We start from the raw sequence: 20,316 nt of genomic DNA on the forward strand, positions 1-20,316 counted from the left end.
CCAAAAAACTGGCAGGACGGAGTCGTTAATTTGCGATGAAACAAAAAAGAGAAAAAAAGATACAAAGTGCAGTGGTGCGCGATTCGGTTAACACGTTCGGGACCAATTTGTTCGGTTCTGTCATTACCCTGTTCTCGCAGCTCATCGTCCTGAACCGCGTGGAACCCGAAATCAGGGGATATTTCACACAGATGCAGCAGTGGGGAGAAGGGTTCTTCACAATCCTCGGCCTCAGCGTTACATCCGCCGTCATCTATTACGTCGCCCGAAACTCGATCCGAAACACCCGGCATGCGATCGGGCGGCTGAGCATAAGCATTGCTGCGGCAATTATCGTACTTGGCGCCGCAACCCTGTTTTTTCTGCGCAGGAGCTCTTTCTTCACTTCGACGCCGGGGCAGTTTTTGGTCGCGATCGTTATTTACAGTGTCCTTTCTTTTCTGTTTAACATCTGCACATCAATCCTTCGCGGTGAAAACAAGTTTAAATCATATAATTTGGTCAACCTTGTCCAGCGAATCCTGATGGCGGCGCTGGCAGTCGCGGTCTTTTTGCGCCCGAATGTGTTTTTCTGGGTTTGGGGCGCGATAGCAGTTTCACTTGTGACTCTGCTTCTTGCGCTCTGGGGGGTCGTGCGCTGGAACGGCCCGATGCAGGAACCCGCGCCGGAAAATGACCTGCCCGTCGGTGTTGGGAGCATGATTGGATACAGTCTGAAGGCTCACGTGAGCAACGTGATGACCTACCTGAACTCATATCTGGGCGGATATATTGTCCAATGGGTTTCCAGTATTGCCAATTTCAGCATCTATAATTTGGCGGTTACGATGATGCGGCAGGTCTGGATTTTGCCGGATGCCGTTAGTCAGGTTATCCTGAGCAGAATCTCAGGAATGACGCAGATGAAGGACAAAGTCCGTCTTACTTTGCTTTCCTCCAAGGTGGTTACCTACATCACGACGCTTGGTGCCGTTGCACTTTATTGGGTCGCACGTTTTCTGGTACCAATTGTGTTTCCGATGTATGTGGGGACGCTGGGTCCACTGCCCTATCTGATGATCGGTTCCGTTTTTTATTCCTATTCCAAGGTCCTTGGAAACTCCATTGCGGGTTATGGGCATCCGGAGCTGAATATTATCCCTACAGCGCTTGGAATTATTATAAATATTATTTCCAGCCTGATTCTTCTTCCGCTGATGGGCACGAACGGAATCGCTCTGGCTACGTCGATTTCGATGACGGCGCAGTCCGTTTCCTGCATCGTAATTTTCTGCCGGTTTTCCCACACGCCGTTTTACCGGCTCCTGATTCCAAACCGGGAAGAGATCGCGATGGTTGCGAGAGCTTTCCACAAATAAACGGTATTCTGTCGAAAAGAAGCCGGACGGCATTGCCGCCCGGCCCTATTGCTTTTATTCGCTGTGAAAGCCTCTGCCGATGATTTCGCTGGTGTTGCAGATGAGAAGGAACGCCTCCGGCTCCACCGAGCGGATATACCTGCGCAGCTGTGCCGCCTGAGAGCGGTTCATCACCGTGAAAATGATATATTTGTGATGGTGGGAGTAGGCGCCGACCGCGTCGCATACCGTCGCGCTGCGGTTCAGCTTTTTGACGATATACTCAAGGATCGGCTTCGGTTCGGAGCAGATCACATTAAAATATTTATTCAGGTTAATGTTCTCAATCACGCTGTCGACAATCAGCGATTTCGCAAGAAGCCCCAGAAAAGAGAACAGCGCCGTTTTGATGCTGAAAACCAGAAAAGACGAGAGAGTAATCAAAAGGTCGCTGAAAAACAGCGCCCGGCCGATATCGACGCTCGTGTATTTTTTCAAAATCATCGCGACGATGTCCGTGCCGCCGGAGGAAGCGCCGGAGTGAAACAGCAGCGCGGAACCGAAGGCGGGCAAAAGCACCGCGAAAACGAGCTCCAGCATCGGATCATCGGTCAGCGGATGTTTCATCGGAACCAGCTGTTCCAGTACCCAGACGGTACCGGAAAGCAAAAAGCTGGCGTAAACTGTTTTGACTCCGAAGCTCCGCCCCAGAAAAATGAAACCGCAGACAACAAGCAGGGCGTTCAAAACGAAGTTGACACTCGCGGGCGAAAGCGGGGTCACATATCCCAGAACCACGGAAAGACCCGACACACCGCCGAATGTAAAATTATTGGGAAATTTAAAAAAGTAGATGCCAACCGATATGACGAGTGTACTCAGCGTAATCAGGGCAAATTCCCTTGCGGAGTCTTTCTTCATAACAAATCCTTTCTTATGTTTCATTTCGCACACAATTATAGCATTATTTTGATTTGACTGAAAGGTTGATCAAAAAATTTTGAGAAGACCTTTACAAATGATAGGATAAGTGCTAAAATAAAAACAGTAGGAATTATTGTTTTTGTAAATATCAGAGGTGACCTATGGAAAAGCGACGAAACTACAGCCGGAAACGGGAGGCAATTCTGAATGCCGTGCGTTCCACGAGGACTCATCCGACGGCGGACTGGGTTTATGAAAAGCTGAAACCGGAATATCCCGATTTGAGCCTCGGCACGGTTTACCGGAATCTGGCGCAGTTTAAACAGGACGGCACTATTATCAGTGTCGGTGTGGTCAACGGTCAGGAGAGGTATGACGGGAACGTGAAACCCCACACCCATTTTGTCTGCTCAAAATGCGGCTCCGTGATTGATATACCGGATGACTATATCGGCGCGGACCGGATTGAGCAGGCGGAACGAAAATACCGTCTGCAAATTGATTCGACGGATATTCTGCTTCGGGGTGTTTGTCCCGATTGCCTGAATAAAGCAAAGTAAAAAGGCAAATTCGAGACATCTGCGGCTTGCGACTCTGAAAAGTTAGCGATTTTTACAGCTGTCAAAATATGCCGGGCCGGCGGAATTTTTCGCCGGTCTTTTTTGCGTTTTTCTGTCAAACGCGGGCATAATCCTTTTGCTCCCTGAAAATATAGTGTTTCTCTCTTAATCGTCAATATATCCGAAAAAAAATTGATATTTCATGACTAACTAGAAAGTATTTTAAATATTTTTCACTTATTCAAAAATAACGCTTGACAATTTTATCATTCTGGTATAATCTATGTTGCGTAGAGGTGAGAAATCACACTCGTTATAGATGCCCCAGTAGCTTAACGCAAGAGCATTTGGTAAATTCCAAAGGTTGTCGGTTCAACTCCGTCCCAGGGCAAAAAATTATCACAAGTGAGGTAAAAAATATGTTTGAGGACAAAACGTTAGTCTGTCAGGAGTGCGGGAAGGAGTTTGTCTGGACTGCCGGTGAGCAGGAATTTTACTCTGCGAAAGGGTTTACCAATGAACCGAAAAGGTGCCCTGAATGCCGGAAAGCCCGCAGGATGAGCCAGAAACCGCAGAGAGAGATGTTCGACGCTGTCTGCGCCGCATGCGGAGCTCCGTGCAAGGTTCCGTTCCAGCCGACGGAGGGTCGTCCGGTTTACTGCAGCGAATGCTTTGCGAAGATGAAAGAAGAAGTCTGAACCTGAGAATACAGGAAGGCCGGAGCCGATGCGCCGGTACTGTTTCTTGTAATTCGGTCGGAAAGTGAATTATGTACGATAAATGCGGGCAACCGCATTTATCGTATTTTTGTATCGGGGGTCCGGTCATGAAGATTTGTCCTTTATATGGGAAAGGAAGCAAGCTATGATCCTGTCGGGCAGGGAAATTCTTCGTCGCATGGGCGGCGATATCGTCATAGAGCCTTTTGATGAGAAGAAAATTAATCCGAACAGCTATAATCTGTCTTTGCACAACGAACTGCTCGTTTATGAGAAAACCGTTCTGGATATGAAAAAGCCGAATCCGGTTCAGAAAATTCTGATTCCCGAGTCCGGCCTCCGGCTGGAACCCGGGCGGCTGTATCTGGGCAGAACGGCGGAATACACGCGCACCGAGCGCTTGGTGCCTATGCTGGAAGGGCGTTCCTCCGTCGGGCGGCTGGGTTTATTTATCCATATCACCGCGGGATTCGGCGACGTGGGCTTTTCCGGGTACTGGACGCTTGAAATGTTCTGTACGCAGCCGATTGTAATTTATCCGGGGGTTGAAATCTGCCAGATTTATTACCACACGATCGAGGGGGACTACGACCCGTACCGAAGCGGAAAATACCAGAACAACAGCGGGATTCAGCCAAGCCTGCTGTACCGGGAATTTGAACCGGAAGAATAAAGCGAGCCGCCTTTTCTGTGAGGAAAAGGCGGCTCGTTTTATTTTGCCAGGTTCATGTTCGGCTGCACGGAAGCCATTTTGCGGGCAAAGCCGGCGATCTGTTCCTGCGTCCACGGCACGGCGCAAATCCGTTCCTCGTCGCAGGGCTTGTACGGCGACGGTTTTCGGTAGCGGTTCAGCGTCCACCGGGGGACGGCGGGAAGCTCTGTGGCCATTTGCATCAGGTCGGATTCCAAAAGCTGAGGAATAACGGTTGTGCGAACCTCGAATGGCGCCCCGCTGTCCAGGAGAAGCTCCACGGTTTCCCGCACGGCCGCGGCGTCGGTTCCGGTGCCGCAAATTTCCTCATAGCGCGCGGACGGCGCCTTGTAATCCACCGCAAAATAGCTGCACGCGCCGCTTTTCAGCACTTCCGAGACCGCTGCGGGATTCGAGCCGTTCGTATCCAGCTTGACCCGGTAGCCGAGGGACTTAAATTCCAGCAAAGTATCGGTCAGCTCGGGCTGCAGGGTCGGCTCCCCTCCGGTTACGACCACGGCGTCGAGCAGGCCCGCGCGCTTTTTCAAAAACGCAAGGACGGTGTTCGGGTCAAGAATTTCATGCGGGCCGGCGAGCAGGGAACGATTATGGCAGTAAAAACAATCGTAATTACAGCCGGGAACGAACAGCACGCAAGAAACAAGCCCCGGATAGTCGACAAGCGAGCTCTTCTGAATCCCCGCGAAAATCATATGGCCTGTTCCTTGATCACATATTTTTTGCGTTCGCGGTATTCTTCCTGTTTGCCGCGGTTAAAGTTCTGAACCGGGCGCAGATACCCGACGACACGGCTCCAGACTTCGGCGGGCTTTCCGCAGTGGGGGCAGGTGAAATGTTCGCCGGCGAGATAGCCGTGGTCGCTGCAGATGGAGAAGGTCGGGGTCAGGGAAATATAGGGGAGCTTGTAGTTGGTGAAAATCTTTCGGATCAGGCGCTTGGCGGCCTCGGTGTCGTGAATTTCCTCACCCAGATAGAAATGCAGAACCGTTCCGCCGGTATAAAGAGACTGCAGCTCATCCTGAAGATCAAGCGTTTCAAAAATATCGTCCGTGTACCCGACGGGCAGCTGGGTCGAATTCGTATAGTAAGGCTCCTGTTCCCCCGCGGTGATGATGTCGGGATAGCGGGCCTTATCCAGCCGGGCAAGGCTGTAGCTGGCGCCTTCCGCGGGCGTCGCTTCCAGATTGTAATAGTGGCCGGTCTCTTCCTGCAGGTTCAGAATGAAGTCGCGCATGTAGTTGAGCGTGTCGACTGCAAATTTTTGCCCTGCTTCCGTTGTCAGGTCACAGTCTTTGCCGTACAGGTTCATGCAGGCTTCGTTCATTCCGATCAGGCCGATCGTGTTGAAATGATTGTACCAGTAATCCCCGGTCTTTGCCTTGACGTCTTTGAGATAATTGCGGGAGTACGGATACAGTCCGCGCTCGGTCTGCTCCTCAATGACCTTTCTCTTGATTTCGAGGCTTTCCTTGGCGATAGTCATTTCTTTCCAAAGGCGCATGCGGAATTCGGAGTCCGTTTTGGAAACGTAGGCGATGCGCGGCAGATTGACGGTTACAACGCCGATGGACCCGGTCAGAGGATTGGAACCGAACAGGCCGCCCCCGCGCTTGCGCAGCTCGCTTTTGTCGATTCTCAGGCGGCAGCACATGGATAGCGCGTCTTCAGGGGAGAGGTCGGAGTTGATATAGTTGGAGAAATAGGGAATTCCGTATTTGCAGGTGATTTCCATAAAACGGTTGACGACGGGGCTGTCCCACTGAAAATCCTTTGTGACATTGATGGTTGGAATCGGGAAGGTGAACACGCGTCCCTTGCTGTCGCCTTCCATCATCACGTCGCAGAACGCGAGGTTGATGATGTCCATTTCTTTCTGAAAATCACCGTATTTTTCCGACATCACGGCTCCGCCGACCGTTACGTTCTGGTCGCGCAGCGTGCGGGGCACAACAATATCGAACGTTAGATTTGAAAACGGGCACTGAAAGCCGACGCGGGTCGGTACGTTCAGGTTAAAAATGAACTCCTGAAGCGCTTGCTTGACCGCTTGATAATCCATATGATCGTAGCGAACGAACGGCGCGCAGTAGGTGTCGAAGGACGACCAGGCCTGTGCTCCAGCGGTCTCGCCCTGGGTTGTGAACGTGGAATTGACAATCTGCCCCAGGAAAGAACGCAGGTGCTTCGGCGGTTTGGATTCCACCTTGCCGGACACGCCGCCGAATCCGCCCTGAAGAATCTGCCGCAGGTCCCAGCCTGCGCAGTACGGGCCGAAGAATCCGAGGTCGTGAATGTGAATGTCTCCCGACAGATGCGCATCGCGGATTTCCTGCGGATAAATCTCATGCAGCCAGTAGTTTTTGGTAAACGCTTCGCGAACATAATTGTTCAGTCCGTTGATTGATTTCTGCGTGTTGGCGTTCTCGTTGATTTTCCAGTCCCTGTCGTTCAGATATTCGCCGAACATATTAATCGTCGCGCCGATCAGCGCGTTGGATTCGCGCGCGGAGCGCCTTTTTTCGCGGTACAGGATATAAGCCTTGGCTGTTTTTGCGTGTCCGTTTTCAATCAGGACCTTTTCGACGATGTCCTGAATTCCCTCAACGTCGGCTACGCCCTCCGGGTATTTTTGCGAAGCGATGGAAATAACCTGATCCGCCAGATGTTCCGAAGTGGCGAAATCATCTCCCCCGACCGCGGTCGCGGCCTTAAAAATCGCCCACACGATTTTTTCCTTTTTAAACAGCGCTTTGGTCCTGTCCCTTTTGATAATATGTGTCAGCATGAACATTCCTCCCGCATACCCTTTCAAACAGGGCAATATATAGTCTGTTGTTTTACTGCGAATACTATATATACTAATATCTATGGGGGGATTTGTCAATAGAACGGGAGGGAAAAGAGTTTTAGCCTTGCCGTTTGCCGCGGCAGTCCCGGCAATAGCCGTAAATTTCAAGGCTGTGGCCGGTCACGTCAAAACCGGTTTTGTCGGTCAGTTCTTTTTCGTAGGATTTTAGCGGGCAGTCGTCCAGCGGGAACATCCTGTGGCAGCCAAGGCAGACCAGATAGTGGCGGTGCTTGTCGTTCAGCTCAAACAGGGTGCCGCATTCTTCCACCGTGTTCAGCCGGCGAACGGCTTTTTTTTCAACCAGAAGCTCCAGAACGCGGTAGACGGTGGATAGACTGACGGTTTCCCCCTGCTCCCGCAGCCCGAAAAAAATACCTTCTGCCGAAACAGGCCGGCCGCTTTGCTCAAGAATCCCGATGATCTCCCGGCGCTGCCGGGTGTTTTTCAGTCCGCAGCTTTTCAGGCGGCCCTTGCTGTCTTCCATGATGTTCATTCCTCCCGGGTTCAGAATTTTTAGGAAACACGGCCCTGTTCCCGGTCCCGCAGACTATACACAATCAGATAGCTCACGGCGGAAAGGATTACAATGCAGGCCCCCGAGGCGATATTCAGCGTATAGGAGAGCCAGAGCCCCGCGAGGCAGAAAACCGCCCCGAAGAAAATGGAGTAGCAGATCCGTCTGCCGAAGCTGTTCGTCAGCAGGCCCGCGACAGCCGCGGGCGCGGTCAGAAGCGCCAGCACAAGAATGATGCCGACCACCCGGATCAAAACCACGACGGTCATCGCGACCAGAATCAGCAGAAGATAATTGAGGCGCGCGGTATCGACTCCCATCACGGCCGCGAATTCCTCGTCGAACAGGTAGGCTTTCCAGGTGTCGTAAAAAACGGCTACGGCGGCAAGAACCAGAACCGTGAGGCATGCCATCAGAAGAAGATCGCCGCGCGTCACGGAGAGAATGTTTCCAAACAGATACGAGGTCATGTCGGGCGGGTAACCCGGAGTCAGCGCGACGAAAAGGATTCCCAGCGCCATGCCGAACGACCAGAACAGGCCGATGACAACGTCGGAATGCGTTGTCTTCCTGCGGCTGATTTTCCCGATGGCGAGCGCGCCGCCGACCGCAAACAGAAAAGCGCCGAGAATCGGCTCGAATCCCAGCAGGTACCCAAGCCCCACGCCTCCGTAAGAGGTGTGCGCGATTCCGCCGCTGAGCATGACAAGCTTTTTTTCGATGACGATGACGCCAATGATGCCGCAGACAATGCTGGAAAGCAGGCCCGCGGCCAGCGCGTTCTGAAGAAATTGATATTGAAACAAAGCGGAAATCATTTATCGGTCCTCCCCGTGCGTTTTTAAAACCCGATGCGGCACGCCGTGCGCGATCAGGTCGACCGGGCAGCCGTAAAGGGCGTCGACCGTGTTGCGGTCGAGCTCCGGCTCGCCGTGATAAACCAGGCCCCCGTTGAGACAGGCGAGCCGGTGGACCCGGGAAGATACCGCCATCATGTCGTGCGTGACAAGCAGAATCGTCATTTTACGGTTCAGTTCCCCCAGCAGGTCATAAATCTGTCTGCGCGATTTAGCGTCGACACTTGCGGTCGGCTCGTCCAGCAGAAGAATTTTCGGGTTTTCCGCAAGGGCGCGGGCGACGAGCATCCGCTGGAATTCTCCGCCGGACAGGCCGGAAATCTGCCGGGAGGCGAGATCTCCGATGCCGACTTCTTGAAGCGCGGCGTCGGCGGCCGCGCGGTCCGCTCCGGAATACCGGTGAAAGGGAAGGCGGCTTCGTGTCAGCCGTCCGGTCAGGACGACTTCGCGCACCGTGACCGGGAAGCTGCGGTCAATATTCGCAAACTGTGGAACGTATCCGACCAGCGTGCCGGTTTTGCCCGGGGCTTTTCCGCAGATCGAAATGCTTCCTCCCGAAATCGGCACAAGGCCCAGAATGGAACGGAGCAGGGTGGTTTTTCCGCCCCCGTTCGGCCCGATGATCCCCAGATATTCCCCCTGAGTGACGTCAAGGCTGACATCATGCAGGGCGGTGAACGCCCCGTACCGGACGGTTACGTGACTGATTTCTACGACTTTTTGACCGGGCTCTGCCGTCATTTCATAGCCTCCACCATGGTATTTGCCATTTTTTTCAGATTTTCCACATAATCGGGCGCAAGCGGGGAAAGTTCTACAGTTTTTCCGCCGATTTCCTCCGCGAAGGCCTGCGACTGCTTGCTGTCGATTTCCTCCTGATAGAAAATTGCGCGGATCTTTTGCTTTTTCGCCAGATCAACCATTTCCTGCAGATGCTGCGGAGTCGCTTCCTTGCCCTCCTCCTCAAGCGAATACATGGTCAGGCCGTAGTCTTCAGCCAGGTAACCGAACGCAGGGTGAAAGACAAGAAAGTTTTTATTTTGCATGTTGGAAAAAATGTTTTTCAGATCGGAATCCAGCGAATCAAGCTGCTTTGCATAGTTCTGAGCATTCTGCCCGTACTGCGCTTTGTGCTGCGGATCCACCGTTTCACATTCCTGAGCAATGGTTTCCACCATTACCTTTGCGCGCTTAGGGGAAAGCCAGATGTGCGGGTCGCGTTCCCCCGACGGGAACGTGCGGTCGGGGTATTCTTTTGAAACCGCATTCTGAAGACGGATGACTTTCATGGTTTTCAAATCGGCCAGAGCCGGGAGAATGGACGATTCCTCAACGGGTACACCCACCGCAAAATAAAGGGCCGCGCGGCTGAGTTCTTCTTTTTCTTTGGGTGTCGGCTCATAGGTTTCCGGGCTGTATCCGGAAGGGACGGCGGTAATTACCTCCATATAGTCGCCGCAGACAGCCTTGGCGAAGGTTGCCTCCGGGACAACGGTTACGGCAATAACAGGTTTCTGACCCGATTTTGCCGGCGCGGACGAAGATGCCTGCTGCACGCCGGCGGACGAGGCGCATCCCGTCAGAACCAGTGCAAAGGAAATCAGTATTCCAGTTAGAAAATTAAATCGTTTCATAACAGTTCACTCCATTCTAAATGCAAATAATTTGCATTTGCATTAAGCATTCTATCATAGAAGAATGGATTTGTAAATGTTTTATTTTATGAAGAAAGGGACAAAATATTTTCAACCGGCCCATAAAGTCGCGCAAACGCAAAAATACACGAGCATTTTGCTTGCGGTGTTGGCCGCACCCGCAAATCCCGGCCGCACAAAAAATATAAAAATATGATTCTTTCATGAATAATAGGAATGTCTTCGGTAAAAATACTTTTTGAAAGGGGTAATATCATGCTTGATAAAATTGCTTTGATTCTGGTCATTATCGGCGGACTGAATTGGGGGTCCATCGGACTTTTCGGGTTTGACATTGTCGCCTGGATCTTTGGCGGGCAGCTCACGGCCGGCAGCCGCATCGTATTCGTCGTGGTAGCCATTTCCGCACTGTGGTGCCTGAGATTTCTGTTTCGTGACGATGAAGAACCTGTTCACAACGCGTAGACTTTTTTTAACCTTAAAATAGCCGTCGTTCCAAACTTTCAGGAACGGCGGCTTTTTCATGACAAATCAGGCACTTTGTGTTTACGGTTTGTTTTTCTCATAAATAATCCGCAGGCCCTCCAGAAGAAGCGTGTCGCAATAGACGATATCGCGTTCACATTGCTGAATAATTTCTTTGGATAAACCGCCCGTGGCCACAATGCTGCATTTTTTGCCGAGCTCCTGTTCCATGTGGGCGCACATGCCGTCGATCATGCAGGCGGTTCCGTTAATCAGGCCGGAACGCATACATTCGGTGGTGCTCCCGCCGATAAAATGTTTGGGAGCCTCCAGACTGACGGAAGGAAGCTGGGCGGTGCGGTTCGTCAGCGCATCCAGCGAAATTCCGACCCCGGGGGCAATCGCCCCGCCGAGCATCCGTCGGTTTTCGTCCAGAACGACAAATGTCGTGGCCGTTCCCATGTCAAGAATAATGCAGGGGCCTTGAAACAGCTCCGCGGCGGCTACGCAGCCGACGATCAGGTCAGCGCCCACGGCTTCGGAATTATTCAGGTCGATGAAGATGCCTGTTTTGGTTTCAGGCCCCACGCAGAGAGGTTCCGTTCCGGTCAGGCGGTAAATCGCCCGTTTCAGGTAAAGATTGACGGACGGAACGACCGAGCTGATTGCCGTTCCCTCAATCTGCCGAAAAGAAACGCCGTGAATATCCAGAATTTCTTTCAGTTCGATTGCGTACTGATCTTCCATCCTCATGCGGTCCGTCGCCATGCGCGAGACAAAAAGCAGCTTTGTGCCCTCGTAAACGCCTAAAGTGATATTTGTGTTGCCGATGTCCAAAACCAGAATCATTCGAAATCCGCTCCCGCCGCGGAAACAGGAATTTCCCCATTTCCATTTTATCAAATACAGTTATTATAGCAAAGAGAGTTTTAGAATTCAATGCACAAAATAAAAAGAAATGAATTGGTTTTTTTCATATTCTGATTTATAATACAAAAAGAATGCAATGAGGAGGGATACGATGGAGAATACAGTTTACCCCGGGCGAAAGCGTAGGCGCGGCGACCGCCATGACTCGTTCCGAATCCGGAAAGAGGACCCCTTTTTCTCGGTGGTGCCCCATTTGATGCGGAACAGAACGGGAAGCATGGTCTTTTTTGAAGAAAAAATCGAGATTACCCGTTTGGAGCAGTTCATCAGGCGGATGCGCAGGGAATCCGGCATGACGGACCTGAGCACCCTTCACGTCGTCATGGCGGCGGCGGTGCGCCTGATCGCTCTTCATCCGGGCCTGAACCGTTATGTTTCCGGCAGAAAACTCTATGCCAGAAACCATATCGCCCTCTCCATCGCAGTTAAGAATACGATGAGTGAAACCGGTCAGGACACAACGCTGAAAACGCTGTTTTCCCCGACGGATTCGTTGGAGGATATCTGGAAAAAGCTCCACGACGGGATCACGGCGGTCAAGAATTCCGCGCAGAACAACGGTACATACCAAACGGCGGAAATTTTAAGGCGCCTGCCCGTGTGTTTGCTGCGCTTTGTTGTGTTTGCGCTATGGCATATGGATGAGGCCGGCCTGATGCCGAAAGCGATTCACCGCGTTTCTCCTTTCCATACAAGCGCCTTTGTCGTGGATATCGGTTCTACCGGAATCGGTTCCGTCTATCACCATCTTTATGATTTTGGGACCTGCCCGATTTTTATCTCCGTCGGAAAAAAGGAAACCACGTTCCGAATGAGCCGGCATGGCATAGCGAGACCCGTCAAAACGATTAATTTCCGCTTTGTTGTGGACGAGCGTATCTGTGACGGTTACTATTATGCCAGGGCAATGCGCCACTTTCGACGGATTCTGAAAAACCCGGACGTTTTGCTGACGCCCCTTCCGTCGGCAGTGCCGGACCCCTGGCTTTAGCAAACGCTACGAAAACAGCCTTTGAAACAGCAGGGCGAGTTGATAGAACAGTGCGGAAACATACCACGCTGTGGCAAACTGATAGACCGCGCTGAACAGCGCGAACCGAAGCCCCGTTTCCCGGCGGATCGCGGCGAGCGCGGCGGAGCAGGGGGTATACAGAAGAATGAAGATCAGGTAGGAGCAGGCGCTGACCGGGCTGAACAGTTCCCGCAGGCCGGCGGCGGGGTTTCCAGCGCAAAGAACGCCGTAGGCCCCCACAATCGCTTCCTTTGCGACGAGTCCGGTCAGGAGCGCGACGGTTTGCCGCCATCCCCCGAATCCGCACAAAGTAAAAATCGGGGCGACGGCCTGCCCCGCCGCCGACAGAAGGCTGCGGGAGCTGTCGGAGGTCATATGGAGATCCGTCGAGACGGACTGCAGCAGCCAGATCAGCACAGTCGCAAAAAAGACAGTCGTTCCCGCGCGCTGAAGAAAATCCCGAACCCGTCTGCCGACATGTTTCCGGATATTGTTCAGGGTTGGCAGGCGGTAATCCGGCAGCTCCATTAAAAATGGGGCCGGTTCCCCGCGCAGCACGGTGCTTTTGAGAAAGACAGCTGAAAAGAGCCCCATCAGTACGCCAAGCAGATAGATCAGAAACATGGCGAGCGGCTGGCGTTGTGCGAAGAAAACCCCCAGAAATAGGGTGTAAACGGGCATTTTTGCGCTGCAGGATAAAAAAGGGGTAATCAGGACGGTCAGACGCCTGTCTTTTTCACTTTCCAGAATTCGCGTTCCCATGACGGCCGGAACCGTGCATCCGAAGCCCATCAGAAGTGGCACGAAAGAGCGGCCGGAGAGGCCGATTTTTCTCATGGGAGCGTCCATGATAAACGCTGCGCGCGCCATGTAACCGCTGTCCTCCAGAAAAGAAAGCAGAAGAAACAGAAGAACAATCTGCGGCAGGAATTTCAGCACCGCGCCGACACCCGCGAGAATTCCGTCCAGAATCAGACTCTTAATCCAGACGGACGCGCCGCAGGCTGACAGAAAAGCGTCCAGCGCGGAGGCAGCGGAATGAATCAGAAGCTCCATTGCGGAGATCATCGCGTCCCCGACGGAACCAAAGGTCAGCGCGAAAATCGCGAGAACAATTAATAGAAAGAGCGGAATGGAACAGTAACGGTTTGTAGCAATCCGATCGATTTGTTCGGTAATCCTATGTGTGCTTTCCACGCCCGAAACGGTTCTGGAGGCGATGGTGTGAATATAGCGGTAACGTGTCTGTGCCGCGTCCAGATCCGGGTCGCCGCCGTCTGCGGCATGATTTGCGAGCCGAAGCGGCTTTAGGGGTTCCTTCAGGGCCCCGGATGCCGTTTCAAGCAGGGCTTCCATCCCGATTCCATGCGTCGCGCAGACCGGGACTACCGGAATTCCCAGAAGAACGGAAAGCAGGCGGCAGTTTACTTTTCCTCCGCGCCGGTTGAGCGCGTCCGTCATGCTGAGGACCGCTACGACGGGAATTCCCAGTTCCAGCAGCTGGGTGGTCAGGTAAAGACCCCGCTCCAGACAGGTAGCGTCAATCACATTCAGAATCAGGTCCGGTTTTTCACGGTGTAAAAAATTGCCCGCAAGGGCCTCTTCCGGAGTATAGGGTAGCAGCGAATAAACGCCGGGAAGATCGACAATGCGGGCCTTGCCGCCGTTCCAGCGGGCAAAGCCGCTTTTCTTTTCAACCGTTACGCCCGGCCAGTTGCCGACGGTCGCGCTCGACCCGGTCAGCCGGTTAAACAGCGTCGTTTTTCCGCAGTTGGGGTTTCCCGCAAGGGCATAAACCGGAACGGTTTTCAAAATCGGCTTTTCCATATTAAGAAAAAAACAGCCGCACCGTCAAAGCCGAAATAACACAGACGGTCAGGTCGGCCGTCAGCGCGGCGGGTATGGTGTGGCGGGTCTTTTTGATCCCGACAGCCCCGAAATAAACGGCGATTGCGTAAAACGTGGTTTCGGTTGAGCCGGACATCACCGAAGCGACACGCCCGACGAAGCTGTCGGGCCCGCAGTCCTGGAAAATCTGGGTCAGGACGGCGGTGGAACCGCTGCCGGAAACCGGGCGGATCAGCGCGAGCGGCATCGCTTGCTTCGGCAGGCCGATCAGACTGGCGACAGGGGCCAAAAAAGACGAAAGAAGGTCCAGAGCGCCGGATGCGCTGAGCATGGAAACGGCCATAATCAGGCCGATCAGCGACGGGAGAATCGAAACCGTGGAGTGCAGGCCTTCTTTGGCGCCGGCGACAAACGTATCGAAAACCGGAACTTTGCGAAGAAACCCGAACAGGACAATGCAAAGAACAACGGCCGGCATGATATAAATTCCAAGTTTATCCACTGAGAAGGCCCTCCATCAGTTTCGCCGCGGTCAGGCCGACGATGACGGAGCAGACGGAAGTAACCCAAACCGCGGGCAGAATCTCGAACGGAGCGGCGGAACCGTACTGAGCCCTTAAAATTCCAAGAGTTGTGGGAATCAGCTGAATGGAGGCCGTGTTCAGAACAACAAAAGTTACCATGGAATTGTCCGCGGTCTGCGTCGGGTTGTTTTTTTTCAGTTCCTGCATGGCGGCGATGCCGAGGGGAGTGGCGGCGTTGCCTAAGCCGAGCAGATTTGCGGTGATGTTCATGCACATCGCTTTCACGGAGGGACCGCCCGGCTTGCATTCCGGGAACAGGCGGCGCATCAGCGGATTCAGCCCTTTGGCAAGAAGCAGCGTCAGTCCGCCTTCATCCGCGATTTTCATCAGTCCGGTCCAGGCGCACATCATTCCGGTCATCGACAAAACCAGCGTCACCGCGCCGGAAGCGCCGCTTAACACAGCGTTTGAAAGCGGCTCCATTCTGCCGGTGACGGCGGCGCAGAAAACGCTGAGCAGGATCATTCCCGCCCAAATGTAATTTAACAGTTTGTTCATCCCCTTTTTTGAAATTGACTGTATAATTACTATTCGTGACCAAAATTCAATATTATTGATATGTTAAAAGTTTTTCACATTTTAAGTGTAACCGATTGACAAATATGGAAAATTATACTATAATCGATCCGATCAGAAGAATAAAGAGCCTTTTTGGTGAAAGGAAGTACTTTTATTGAAATCAACAGGAATTGTAAGAAAAGTTGATGAACTTGGTCGCATTGTATTGCCGAAGGAGTTGAGAGTAACCTTAAATATAAATGAAAAGGATCCTCTCGAAATATTCGTTGATGAAGACAATCGGATTGTTCTTCAAAAATACGAACCGGCATGCGTCTTCTGCAATGGAATGAACGGCATCATCAATTTCGGAGGCCACAACATCTGTCGCGACTGCCTTGTAAAGCTGGCGGAGAAAGCGGCGGAAGGGACAAAATAAGCCGATCTTGCCCGCCGGCGCCGTTGCCGGCAATTTTTATTGCCTGCTCTTACATAAAGAAGAGGCGAAACCGGAATATGCGACTTACCCAAAATGAAAAAATATTTTTCAGCGAATGTGTGTCTGATTTAATGGATTCGGACCAGGTGCGGCGGATGAACCTTTTTATCCAGCACGCGGACGTTTCCTGTCTGGACCACTGCATTTCCGTTGCCCGCACAAGCCTTTGGCTGAGCAGGCGGCTGGGAATTTCCGTTGACCGCAGGAGCATGATCCGCGGCGCTTTACTGCACGATTTTTTTCTGTACGACTGGCATGAAAAGAGCGACAGAAAAGGTCTGCACGGCTTTACGCATCCCAGAACGGCTCTGGAAAATGCACAGCGTGAGTTTGAGCTGAACGACCGGGAAAGGGATATCATTCTTCGGCACATGTGGCCGCTGACTCCGGTTCCGCCGAGGTACCGGGAAGGCTTTATTGTGAGCTTTTCCGATAAATATTGCTCCGTACTGGAAACGCTTCGATTTTACAAACCTGGCCGGACGTTGGATTAGCAAGGCAGCAAAAAAAGGGTTTTCCCGCCGGGAAAACCCTTTTTTATGGAATCCAGGCTTGGCCTGCCGGGAAGAAAAGCTCAGGCTGAGATCAGTTTTGCCAGATCTTTGAAAGGAATAACGGACGCAAAACGCCGGTTCCAGATCCGGCTGGAATAAAATTCGCACAGCTCGGCGGCGTCCAGCGGACCGTTGTCAAAGGTCGTAAAGGTCCCTTCCGGAATTATAACCCCGAACCCGAGCTCAAAAGCCGTCTTGCAGGTGGAATCAATGCAGTATTCGGTCTGCATCCCCACAAGAATGATCTCCCGAATTCCTTGTTTGGGTCAGATAATCCTTTAAACCTGTCTTGAGGAATGCGCTGTTATATGTTTTTGTAAAGATATTTTCATCGCTTTGGGGAGAAATCCGCGCGCAGATTTCAAATCCTCTCGTACCCGGTTCCAACTCGCTGCCTTTTCCGCCGTCGTGCCGAACGTAGACAACCTCCACTTCATTCTCTCTGCAAACGGGAATGAGAGCTTCTATGTTTTTCAAAACCTGTTCTCCCTGATAAGGGCCTTCATCCATCAGCCCATTCTGAACATCCACCACAAGCAAAGCCGTGTTTTTCATGTGACGCCTCCGTATTAAAAATCGGAGCGGTTTCCCGCTCCGATTTCCTATTTATGATAAGTCTCCACAATATTGCGAACGGCTTCAACCACGTAATCGGACTGCTCGTCTGAAAGCGTCGGGTACAGCGGCAGTGAAATGATGCGTTCGAAATGCTTTTCGGTATTCGGAAAATCTCCTTTTTGGAACCCAAACCGCCCGGTGTAGGCGCTCATGTCGGTAACCGGGATAAAATGGACGCTGGTGCCCACGTTGCGTTCGTTCAGTTCGACAATGAAGCGGTCCCGGTCAATGGTGAGCTTTTCCGGAACGATCCGCAGGACATACAGATGCCAGGAGTGGGTTGCGTAATCCGGGACAAGCGGCGGTTCCACCGCATCGATTTTTGAGAATTCACGTTGGTATTTTTCCGCGATCGCGAGGCGTTTTGCCTGCATTTCCTGAATGCGGGAAAGCTGAACCAGGCCTAGCGCGGCCTGAATATCGAACATATTGTATTTGAATCCGGGCTCGCAGATGTCGTATTGCCATGTGCCGCCTTTTGCGTAACGGTTCCAGGCGTTGCGGCTCATGCCCTGCCCGGCCCAGATGCGCGCTTTCGCGTCGATTTCATCGTCATCCGTCACGAGCATGCCGCCTTCGCCGGTCGTGAGGTTCTTCGTCGCGTAGAAGCTGTAGGAAGCGGCTCCTTTCAAGCTGTTCCCGATCAGCCGGCCCTTGTAGCGGCTTTCAAACGCGTGCGCGGCGTCCTCCGAAACGAAGAGGCCGTATTTGTCCGCAATCTCATAAATGCGGTCTAGGTCACAGACCTGTCCGCTGTAATGAACCGGCACGACGGCTTTTGTCTTTTTCGTTACTTTCTTTTCAATTTCGTCCGGGTCGATGCAGCCGGTGCTGTAATCGATATCCGCGAAAACCGGCTTTGCGCCGCAGTGGATGATGGTGTTCGCGGTGGATGCAAACGTCATCGGAGTCGTGATGACTTCGTCGCCCGGTCCGATTCCCGCGGAAAGCAGCGCCACGTGGAGCGCCGCCGTGCAGGAATTCATGGCGACCGCGTGCTTTGCGCCCAGATAGCCGGCAAATTCCTGCTCGAACTTTACGGTGCGCGGGCCTTTTGCAACCCACAGGGATTTGAGGGTTTCTTCCACTTCCCTGATTTCCGCTTCGGTCAGATCGGGAAGGTTATATGGAATAAATGTATCTCGTTTCTGAAAATTCTTCATACTGTTCCTTTCATTTTCCCTGTTATTTTTTCTCGGAAATTGGTTTATCATGCCGGGAAACTCAAAAGATATAAATAAATATAGTACCATTAACCGATAAAGTCAATCAAAAACAGATTCCCGGCCGGCGGTGATTGACTCCGGGGCCGCTTGGGGCTATAATATACGGGTTAAGGCGGCATGCCGCCGCAGACACGCCCCGCCGGACGGAACAAAACGAACCGAAAACAAGGTTTTGGCGGGGAAGAAAGAGAAAATTCCCGGCTGTATTTCATAATAGAAACGGTGGCTTTTCTGTGAAAGAATCTGACAAATATTTCGCTCACCCGAGTGCCTGTGTGGATGAGGGGGCCGAAATCGGAGAGGGGACAAAAATCTGGCACTTCTGCCACATCAGCGCGGGCTGTTCTGTTGGCAGCGGATGCACGATCGGCCAGAATGTGTTTGTCGCCCCGGGCGTCAAAATCGGAGACAACTGCAAAATCCAGAACAACGTGTCCGTATATGAGGGCGTGGAACTTGGAGATTACGTTTTCTGCGGGCCGTCCATGGTGTTTACCAACGTGCAGCGGCCGCGCTGCCGCTATCCGCAGCGGGGAGCGCAGTTTTACGCGAAAACCCCGGTGGGGGACGGCGCCAGCATCGGAGCGAACGCGACGATTGTCTGCGGACACCGGATCGGCAGAAATTCTTTTATTGCCGCGGGAAGCGTCGTGACAAAGGACGTGCCGGACCACGCGATCATGATGGGAAGTCCTGCCCGCCGGAGCGGATGGGCCTGCGAGTGCGGCGAAAAGCTGAACGAAGAACTTGTGTGCCCCAAATGCGGCAGAAGATATGTGCAGGGCGAAAACGGCCTGAAGGAGGTACAAAAATAATGCAGAAACTTGCGTTTAACGACCTTGGCGCTCAGTATCGCCATTTAAAGGAAGAGATCGATGCCGGGATTGCCGGAGTCATTGAAAGCTCCCATTTTATTTCCGGCCCGCAGGTGGAGCAGCTGGAACAGGAGCTTGCCGCCTATGTCGGCAGGAGATACTGCGTTTCGGTCGGCAGCGGCACGGACGCCCTTTTGATGCCGCTGATGGCGGAAAAAATCGGTTCCGGCGACGCGGTGTTTGTTCCGGCGTTTACTTTTTTTGCAACGGCGGAGGTTGTCAGTCTGTGCGGCGCAACTCCCGTGTTCTGCGATTCCGACCCGGATACGTTTAATCTGAGCCCCGAATCACTGGAAACCCAGATCGAAAAAACGCTTGCCGCCGGAAAGCTGAAGCCGAAAGCTGTCATTGCGGTCGACTTGTTCGGACAGCCGGCGGATTTTCCTGCCCTTCAGAAAATCTGCGACCGGTACGGCCTGATCCTGATGGAAGACGCCGCGCAGGGCTTTGGCGGCGCAATCGGTGAAAGAAAGGCATGTTCGTTTGGAAAATATGCGGGAACCAGCTTCTTCCCCGCGAAGGCCCTGGGCTGCTACGGAGACGGCGGCGCGATCTTTACAGACGACGAGCAGGACTACCGGCTTCTTTTATCCCTGCGCGTGCATGGAAAGGGAAGCTTTAAATATGAGAACGTGCGCCTGGGGCTGAATGCCAGACTTGACACCCTTCAGGCCGCGATTCTTTTGCCGAAGCTGCACGCGTTCGACGAGGAAAACGCACACCGTAGACGCGCGGCGGCCCGATACGCCGAAATCCTTGGCGACCGGTTCCGCGTTCCCGTTATTAAAGAGGGATTCTCTTCCGGTTTTGGATATTATACGCTGAAGGCGGAAAACCTGAAAGAAAGAACGAAAATTCTTGACGGTCTGAAAGCGGCGGGAATCCCGGCGATGGTCTACTATCCAAAGCCGCTCCATCTGCAAAAGGTGTACGAGCCGCTGGGGTACCGGCCGGGCGATCTGCCGAACGCGGAACATCTCTGCGATACTGTTTTCAGCCTGCCGATGCACGGATATATCACGGATGAAGAGATTACCATGGTTTGCACGGCGCTTAAAAATCTTTAAATGCTGAAGCGAGG

24 protein-coding genes are annotated in these 20,316 nt (G+C 52.7%); 10 read left to right on the top strand and 14 right to left on the bottom strand.

Going from position 1 to position 20,316, the window contains the following annotated elements; genetic code table 11:
• Nucleotides 1–35 precede the first annotated feature (35 nt).
• Nucleotides 36–1,358, top strand: coding sequence for a lipopolysaccharide biosynthesis protein (locus ACLQ3M_RS02395; protein WP_411676116.1), 1,323 nt, complete (start codon nucleotides 36–38; stop codon nucleotides 1,356–1,358).
• Nucleotides 1,359–1,412: 54 nt separating this feature from the next.
• Here the strand turns inward: ACLQ3M_RS02395 and ACLQ3M_RS02400 are convergent, their stop codons facing one another.
• Nucleotides 1,413–2,258 (bottom strand): YitT family protein, encoded by an 846-nt coding sequence (locus tag ACLQ3M_RS02400; protein ID WP_411676117.1) that lies wholly within the window; start codon nucleotides 2,256–2,258, stop codon nucleotides 1,413–1,415.
• Between the two features lie 164 nt (nucleotides 2,259–2,422).
• Between ACLQ3M_RS02400 and ACLQ3M_RS02405 the strand changes: the two genes are divergently transcribed.
• The 3 genes from ACLQ3M_RS02405 to dcd all read left to right on the top strand — a co-directional run bounded on the left by ACLQ3M_RS02405 (nucleotide 2,423) and on the right by dcd (nucleotide 4,213).
• On the top strand, nucleotides 2,423–2,821 hold the full coding sequence (locus ACLQ3M_RS02405) for a transcriptional repressor (protein WP_411676118.1): 399 nt from the start codon (nucleotides 2,423–2,425) through the stop codon (nucleotides 2,819–2,821).
• Nucleotides 2,822–3,240: 419 nt separating this feature from the next.
• A complete protein-coding gene (locus ACLQ3M_RS02410; RefSeq protein ID WP_411676119.1) occupies nucleotides 3,241–3,519 on the top strand; it encodes a zinc-ribbon domain containing protein in 279 nt (92 codons plus the stop codon).
• Nucleotides 3,520–3,685: 166 nt separating this feature from the next.
• Nucleotides 3,686–4,213, top strand: coding sequence for a dCTP deaminase (dcd, locus tag ACLQ3M_RS02415; protein ID WP_411676120.1), 528 nt, complete (start codon nucleotides 3,686–3,688; stop codon nucleotides 4,211–4,213).
• A 38-nt stretch (nucleotides 4,214–4,251) separates the two neighbouring features.
• Here dcd and ACLQ3M_RS02420 read toward each other — a convergent pair whose 3' ends face one another.
• The 6 genes from ACLQ3M_RS02420 to ACLQ3M_RS02445 form a co-directional block, all read right to left on the bottom strand.
• The gene (locus tag ACLQ3M_RS02420) at nucleotides 4,252–4,944 is read right to left on the bottom strand and encodes an anaerobic ribonucleoside-triphosphate reductase activating protein (protein WP_411676121.1); all 693 of its coding nucleotides are present in this window, start codon (nucleotides 4,942–4,944) and stop codon (nucleotides 4,252–4,254) included.
• On the bottom strand, nucleotides 4,941–7,037 hold the full coding sequence (locus tag ACLQ3M_RS02425; protein ID WP_411676122.1) for a ribonucleoside triphosphate reductase: 2,097 nt from the start codon (nucleotides 7,035–7,037) through the stop codon (nucleotides 4,941–4,943). Before ACLQ3M_RS02425 ends, ACLQ3M_RS02420 begins: the two co-directional genes overlap by 4 nt.
• Before the next feature lie 121 nt (nucleotides 7,038–7,158).
• Entirely contained in the window at nucleotides 7,159–7,584 is a 426-nt protein-coding gene (locus tag ACLQ3M_RS02430) for a Fur family transcriptional regulator (RefSeq protein ID WP_411676123.1), read from the bottom strand.
• A gap of 29 nt (nucleotides 7,585–7,613) precedes the next feature.
• The gene (locus ACLQ3M_RS02435) at nucleotides 7,614–8,432 is read right to left on the bottom strand and encodes a metal ABC transporter permease (protein WP_411676124.1); all 819 of its coding nucleotides are present in this window, start codon (nucleotides 8,430–8,432) and stop codon (nucleotides 7,614–7,616) included.
• Nucleotides 8,433–9,212, bottom strand: coding sequence for a metal ABC transporter ATP-binding protein (locus ACLQ3M_RS02440; RefSeq protein WP_411676125.1), 780 nt, complete (start codon nucleotides 9,210–9,212; stop codon nucleotides 8,433–8,435).
• Nucleotides 9,209–10,105, bottom strand: coding sequence for a metal ABC transporter solute-binding protein, Zn/Mn family (locus ACLQ3M_RS02445; protein ID WP_411676126.1), 897 nt, complete (start codon nucleotides 10,103–10,105; stop codon nucleotides 9,209–9,211). Before ACLQ3M_RS02445 ends, ACLQ3M_RS02440 begins: the two co-directional genes overlap by 4 nt.
• Nucleotides 10,106–10,381: 276 nt before the next feature.
• Between ACLQ3M_RS02445 and ACLQ3M_RS02450 the strand changes: the two genes are divergently transcribed.
• Nucleotides 10,382–10,591: a DUF378 domain-containing protein gene (locus tag ACLQ3M_RS02450; RefSeq protein WP_066645265.1), complete on the top strand. Its 210-nt coding sequence runs from the start codon at nucleotides 10,382–10,384 to the stop codon at nucleotides 10,589–10,591.
• An 81-nt stretch (nucleotides 10,592–10,672) separates the two neighbouring features.
• On the opposite strand, the gene ACLQ3M_RS02455 is transcribed toward ACLQ3M_RS02450, so the two are convergent.
• On the bottom strand, nucleotides 10,673–11,440 hold the full coding sequence (locus tag ACLQ3M_RS02455; RefSeq protein ID WP_411676127.1) for a type III pantothenate kinase: 768 nt from the start codon (nucleotides 11,438–11,440) through the stop codon (nucleotides 10,673–10,675).
• Between the two features lie 172 nt (nucleotides 11,441–11,612).
• On the opposite strand from ACLQ3M_RS02455, the gene ACLQ3M_RS02460 reads away from it, so the two are divergent.
• Entirely contained in the window at nucleotides 11,613–12,512 is a 900-nt protein-coding gene (locus tag ACLQ3M_RS02460) for a hypothetical protein (protein ID WP_411676128.1), read from the top strand.
• A 6-nt stretch (nucleotides 12,513–12,518) separates the two neighbouring features.
• Here ACLQ3M_RS02460 and feoB read toward each other — a convergent pair whose 3' ends face one another.
• Genes feoB through ACLQ3M_RS02475 form a run of 3 tightly spaced genes read right to left on the bottom strand, consistent with a single transcriptional unit; the run spans nucleotide 12,519 to nucleotide 15,463 of the window.
• Nucleotides 12,519–14,360, bottom strand: coding sequence for a ferrous iron transport protein B (gene feoB, locus ACLQ3M_RS02465; protein WP_411676129.1), 1,842 nt, complete (start codon nucleotides 14,358–14,360; stop codon nucleotides 12,519–12,521).
• Nucleotide 14,361: 1 nt separating this feature from the next.
• Nucleotides 14,362–14,883 carry a spore maturation protein gene (locus ACLQ3M_RS02470; RefSeq protein WP_411676130.1) on the bottom strand — a complete coding sequence of 174 codons (522 nt, stop codon included), beginning with the start codon at nucleotides 14,881–14,883 and terminating at the stop codon, nucleotides 14,362–14,364.
• Nucleotides 14,876–15,463 carry a nucleoside recognition domain-containing protein gene (locus ACLQ3M_RS02475; RefSeq protein WP_411676131.1) on the bottom strand — a complete coding sequence of 196 codons (588 nt, stop codon included), beginning with the start codon at nucleotides 15,461–15,463 and terminating at the stop codon, nucleotides 14,876–14,878. The genes ACLQ3M_RS02470 and ACLQ3M_RS02475 overlap by 8 nt, the downstream gene beginning before the upstream one ends.
• 175 nt (nucleotides 15,464–15,638) lie before the next feature.
• On the opposite strand from ACLQ3M_RS02475, the gene ACLQ3M_RS02480 reads away from it, so the two are divergent.
• A complete protein-coding gene (locus ACLQ3M_RS02480) occupies nucleotides 15,639–15,902 on the top strand; it encodes an AbrB/MazE/SpoVT family DNA-binding domain-containing protein (protein WP_411676132.1) in 264 nt (87 codons plus the stop codon).
• 77 nt (nucleotides 15,903–15,979) lie between these two features.
• Nucleotides 15,980–16,456 (top strand): HD domain-containing protein, encoded by a 477-nt coding sequence (locus ACLQ3M_RS02485; RefSeq protein ID WP_411676133.1) that lies wholly within the window; start codon nucleotides 15,980–15,982, stop codon nucleotides 16,454–16,456.
• An 80-nt stretch (nucleotides 16,457–16,536) separates the two neighbouring features.
• On the opposite strand, the gene ACLQ3M_RS02490 is transcribed toward ACLQ3M_RS02485, so the two are convergent.
• The 3 genes from ACLQ3M_RS02490 to ACLQ3M_RS02500 are packed head-to-tail and all read right to left on the bottom strand — an operon-like array spanning nucleotide 16,537 to nucleotide 18,297.
• Nucleotides 16,537–16,746 (bottom strand): hypothetical protein, encoded by a 210-nt coding sequence (locus ACLQ3M_RS02490; RefSeq protein WP_411676144.1) that lies wholly within the window; start codon nucleotides 16,744–16,746, stop codon nucleotides 16,537–16,539.
• Entirely contained in the window at nucleotides 16,724–17,071 is a 348-nt protein-coding gene (locus tag ACLQ3M_RS02495) for an isochorismatase family protein (protein ID WP_411676134.1), read from the bottom strand. Before ACLQ3M_RS02495 ends, ACLQ3M_RS02490 begins: the two co-directional genes overlap by 23 nt.
• A gap of 47 nt (nucleotides 17,072–17,118) precedes the next feature.
• The gene (locus tag ACLQ3M_RS02500; RefSeq protein WP_411676135.1) at nucleotides 17,119–18,297 is read right to left on the bottom strand and encodes a DegT/DnrJ/EryC1/StrS family aminotransferase; all 1,179 of its coding nucleotides are present in this window, start codon (nucleotides 18,295–18,297) and stop codon (nucleotides 17,119–17,121) included.
• 296 nt (nucleotides 18,298–18,593) lie between these two features.
• On the opposite strand from ACLQ3M_RS02500, the gene ACLQ3M_RS02505 reads away from it, so the two are divergent.
• The gene (locus ACLQ3M_RS02505) at nucleotides 18,594–19,175 is read left to right on the top strand and encodes an acyltransferase (protein WP_411676136.1); all 582 of its coding nucleotides are present in this window, start codon (nucleotides 18,594–18,596) and stop codon (nucleotides 19,173–19,175) included.
• A complete protein-coding gene (locus tag ACLQ3M_RS02510) occupies nucleotides 19,175–20,302 on the top strand; it encodes a DegT/DnrJ/EryC1/StrS family aminotransferase (protein ID WP_411676137.1) in 1,128 nt (375 codons plus the stop codon). The genes ACLQ3M_RS02505 and ACLQ3M_RS02510 overlap by 1 nt, the downstream gene beginning before the upstream one ends.
• Nucleotides 20,303–20,316: the final 14 nt, after the last annotated feature.

This window comes from Caproicibacter sp. (assembly GCF_046707225.1).
Lineage (GTDB): Bacteria > Bacillota > Clostridia > Oscillospirales > Acutalibacteraceae > Caproicibacter.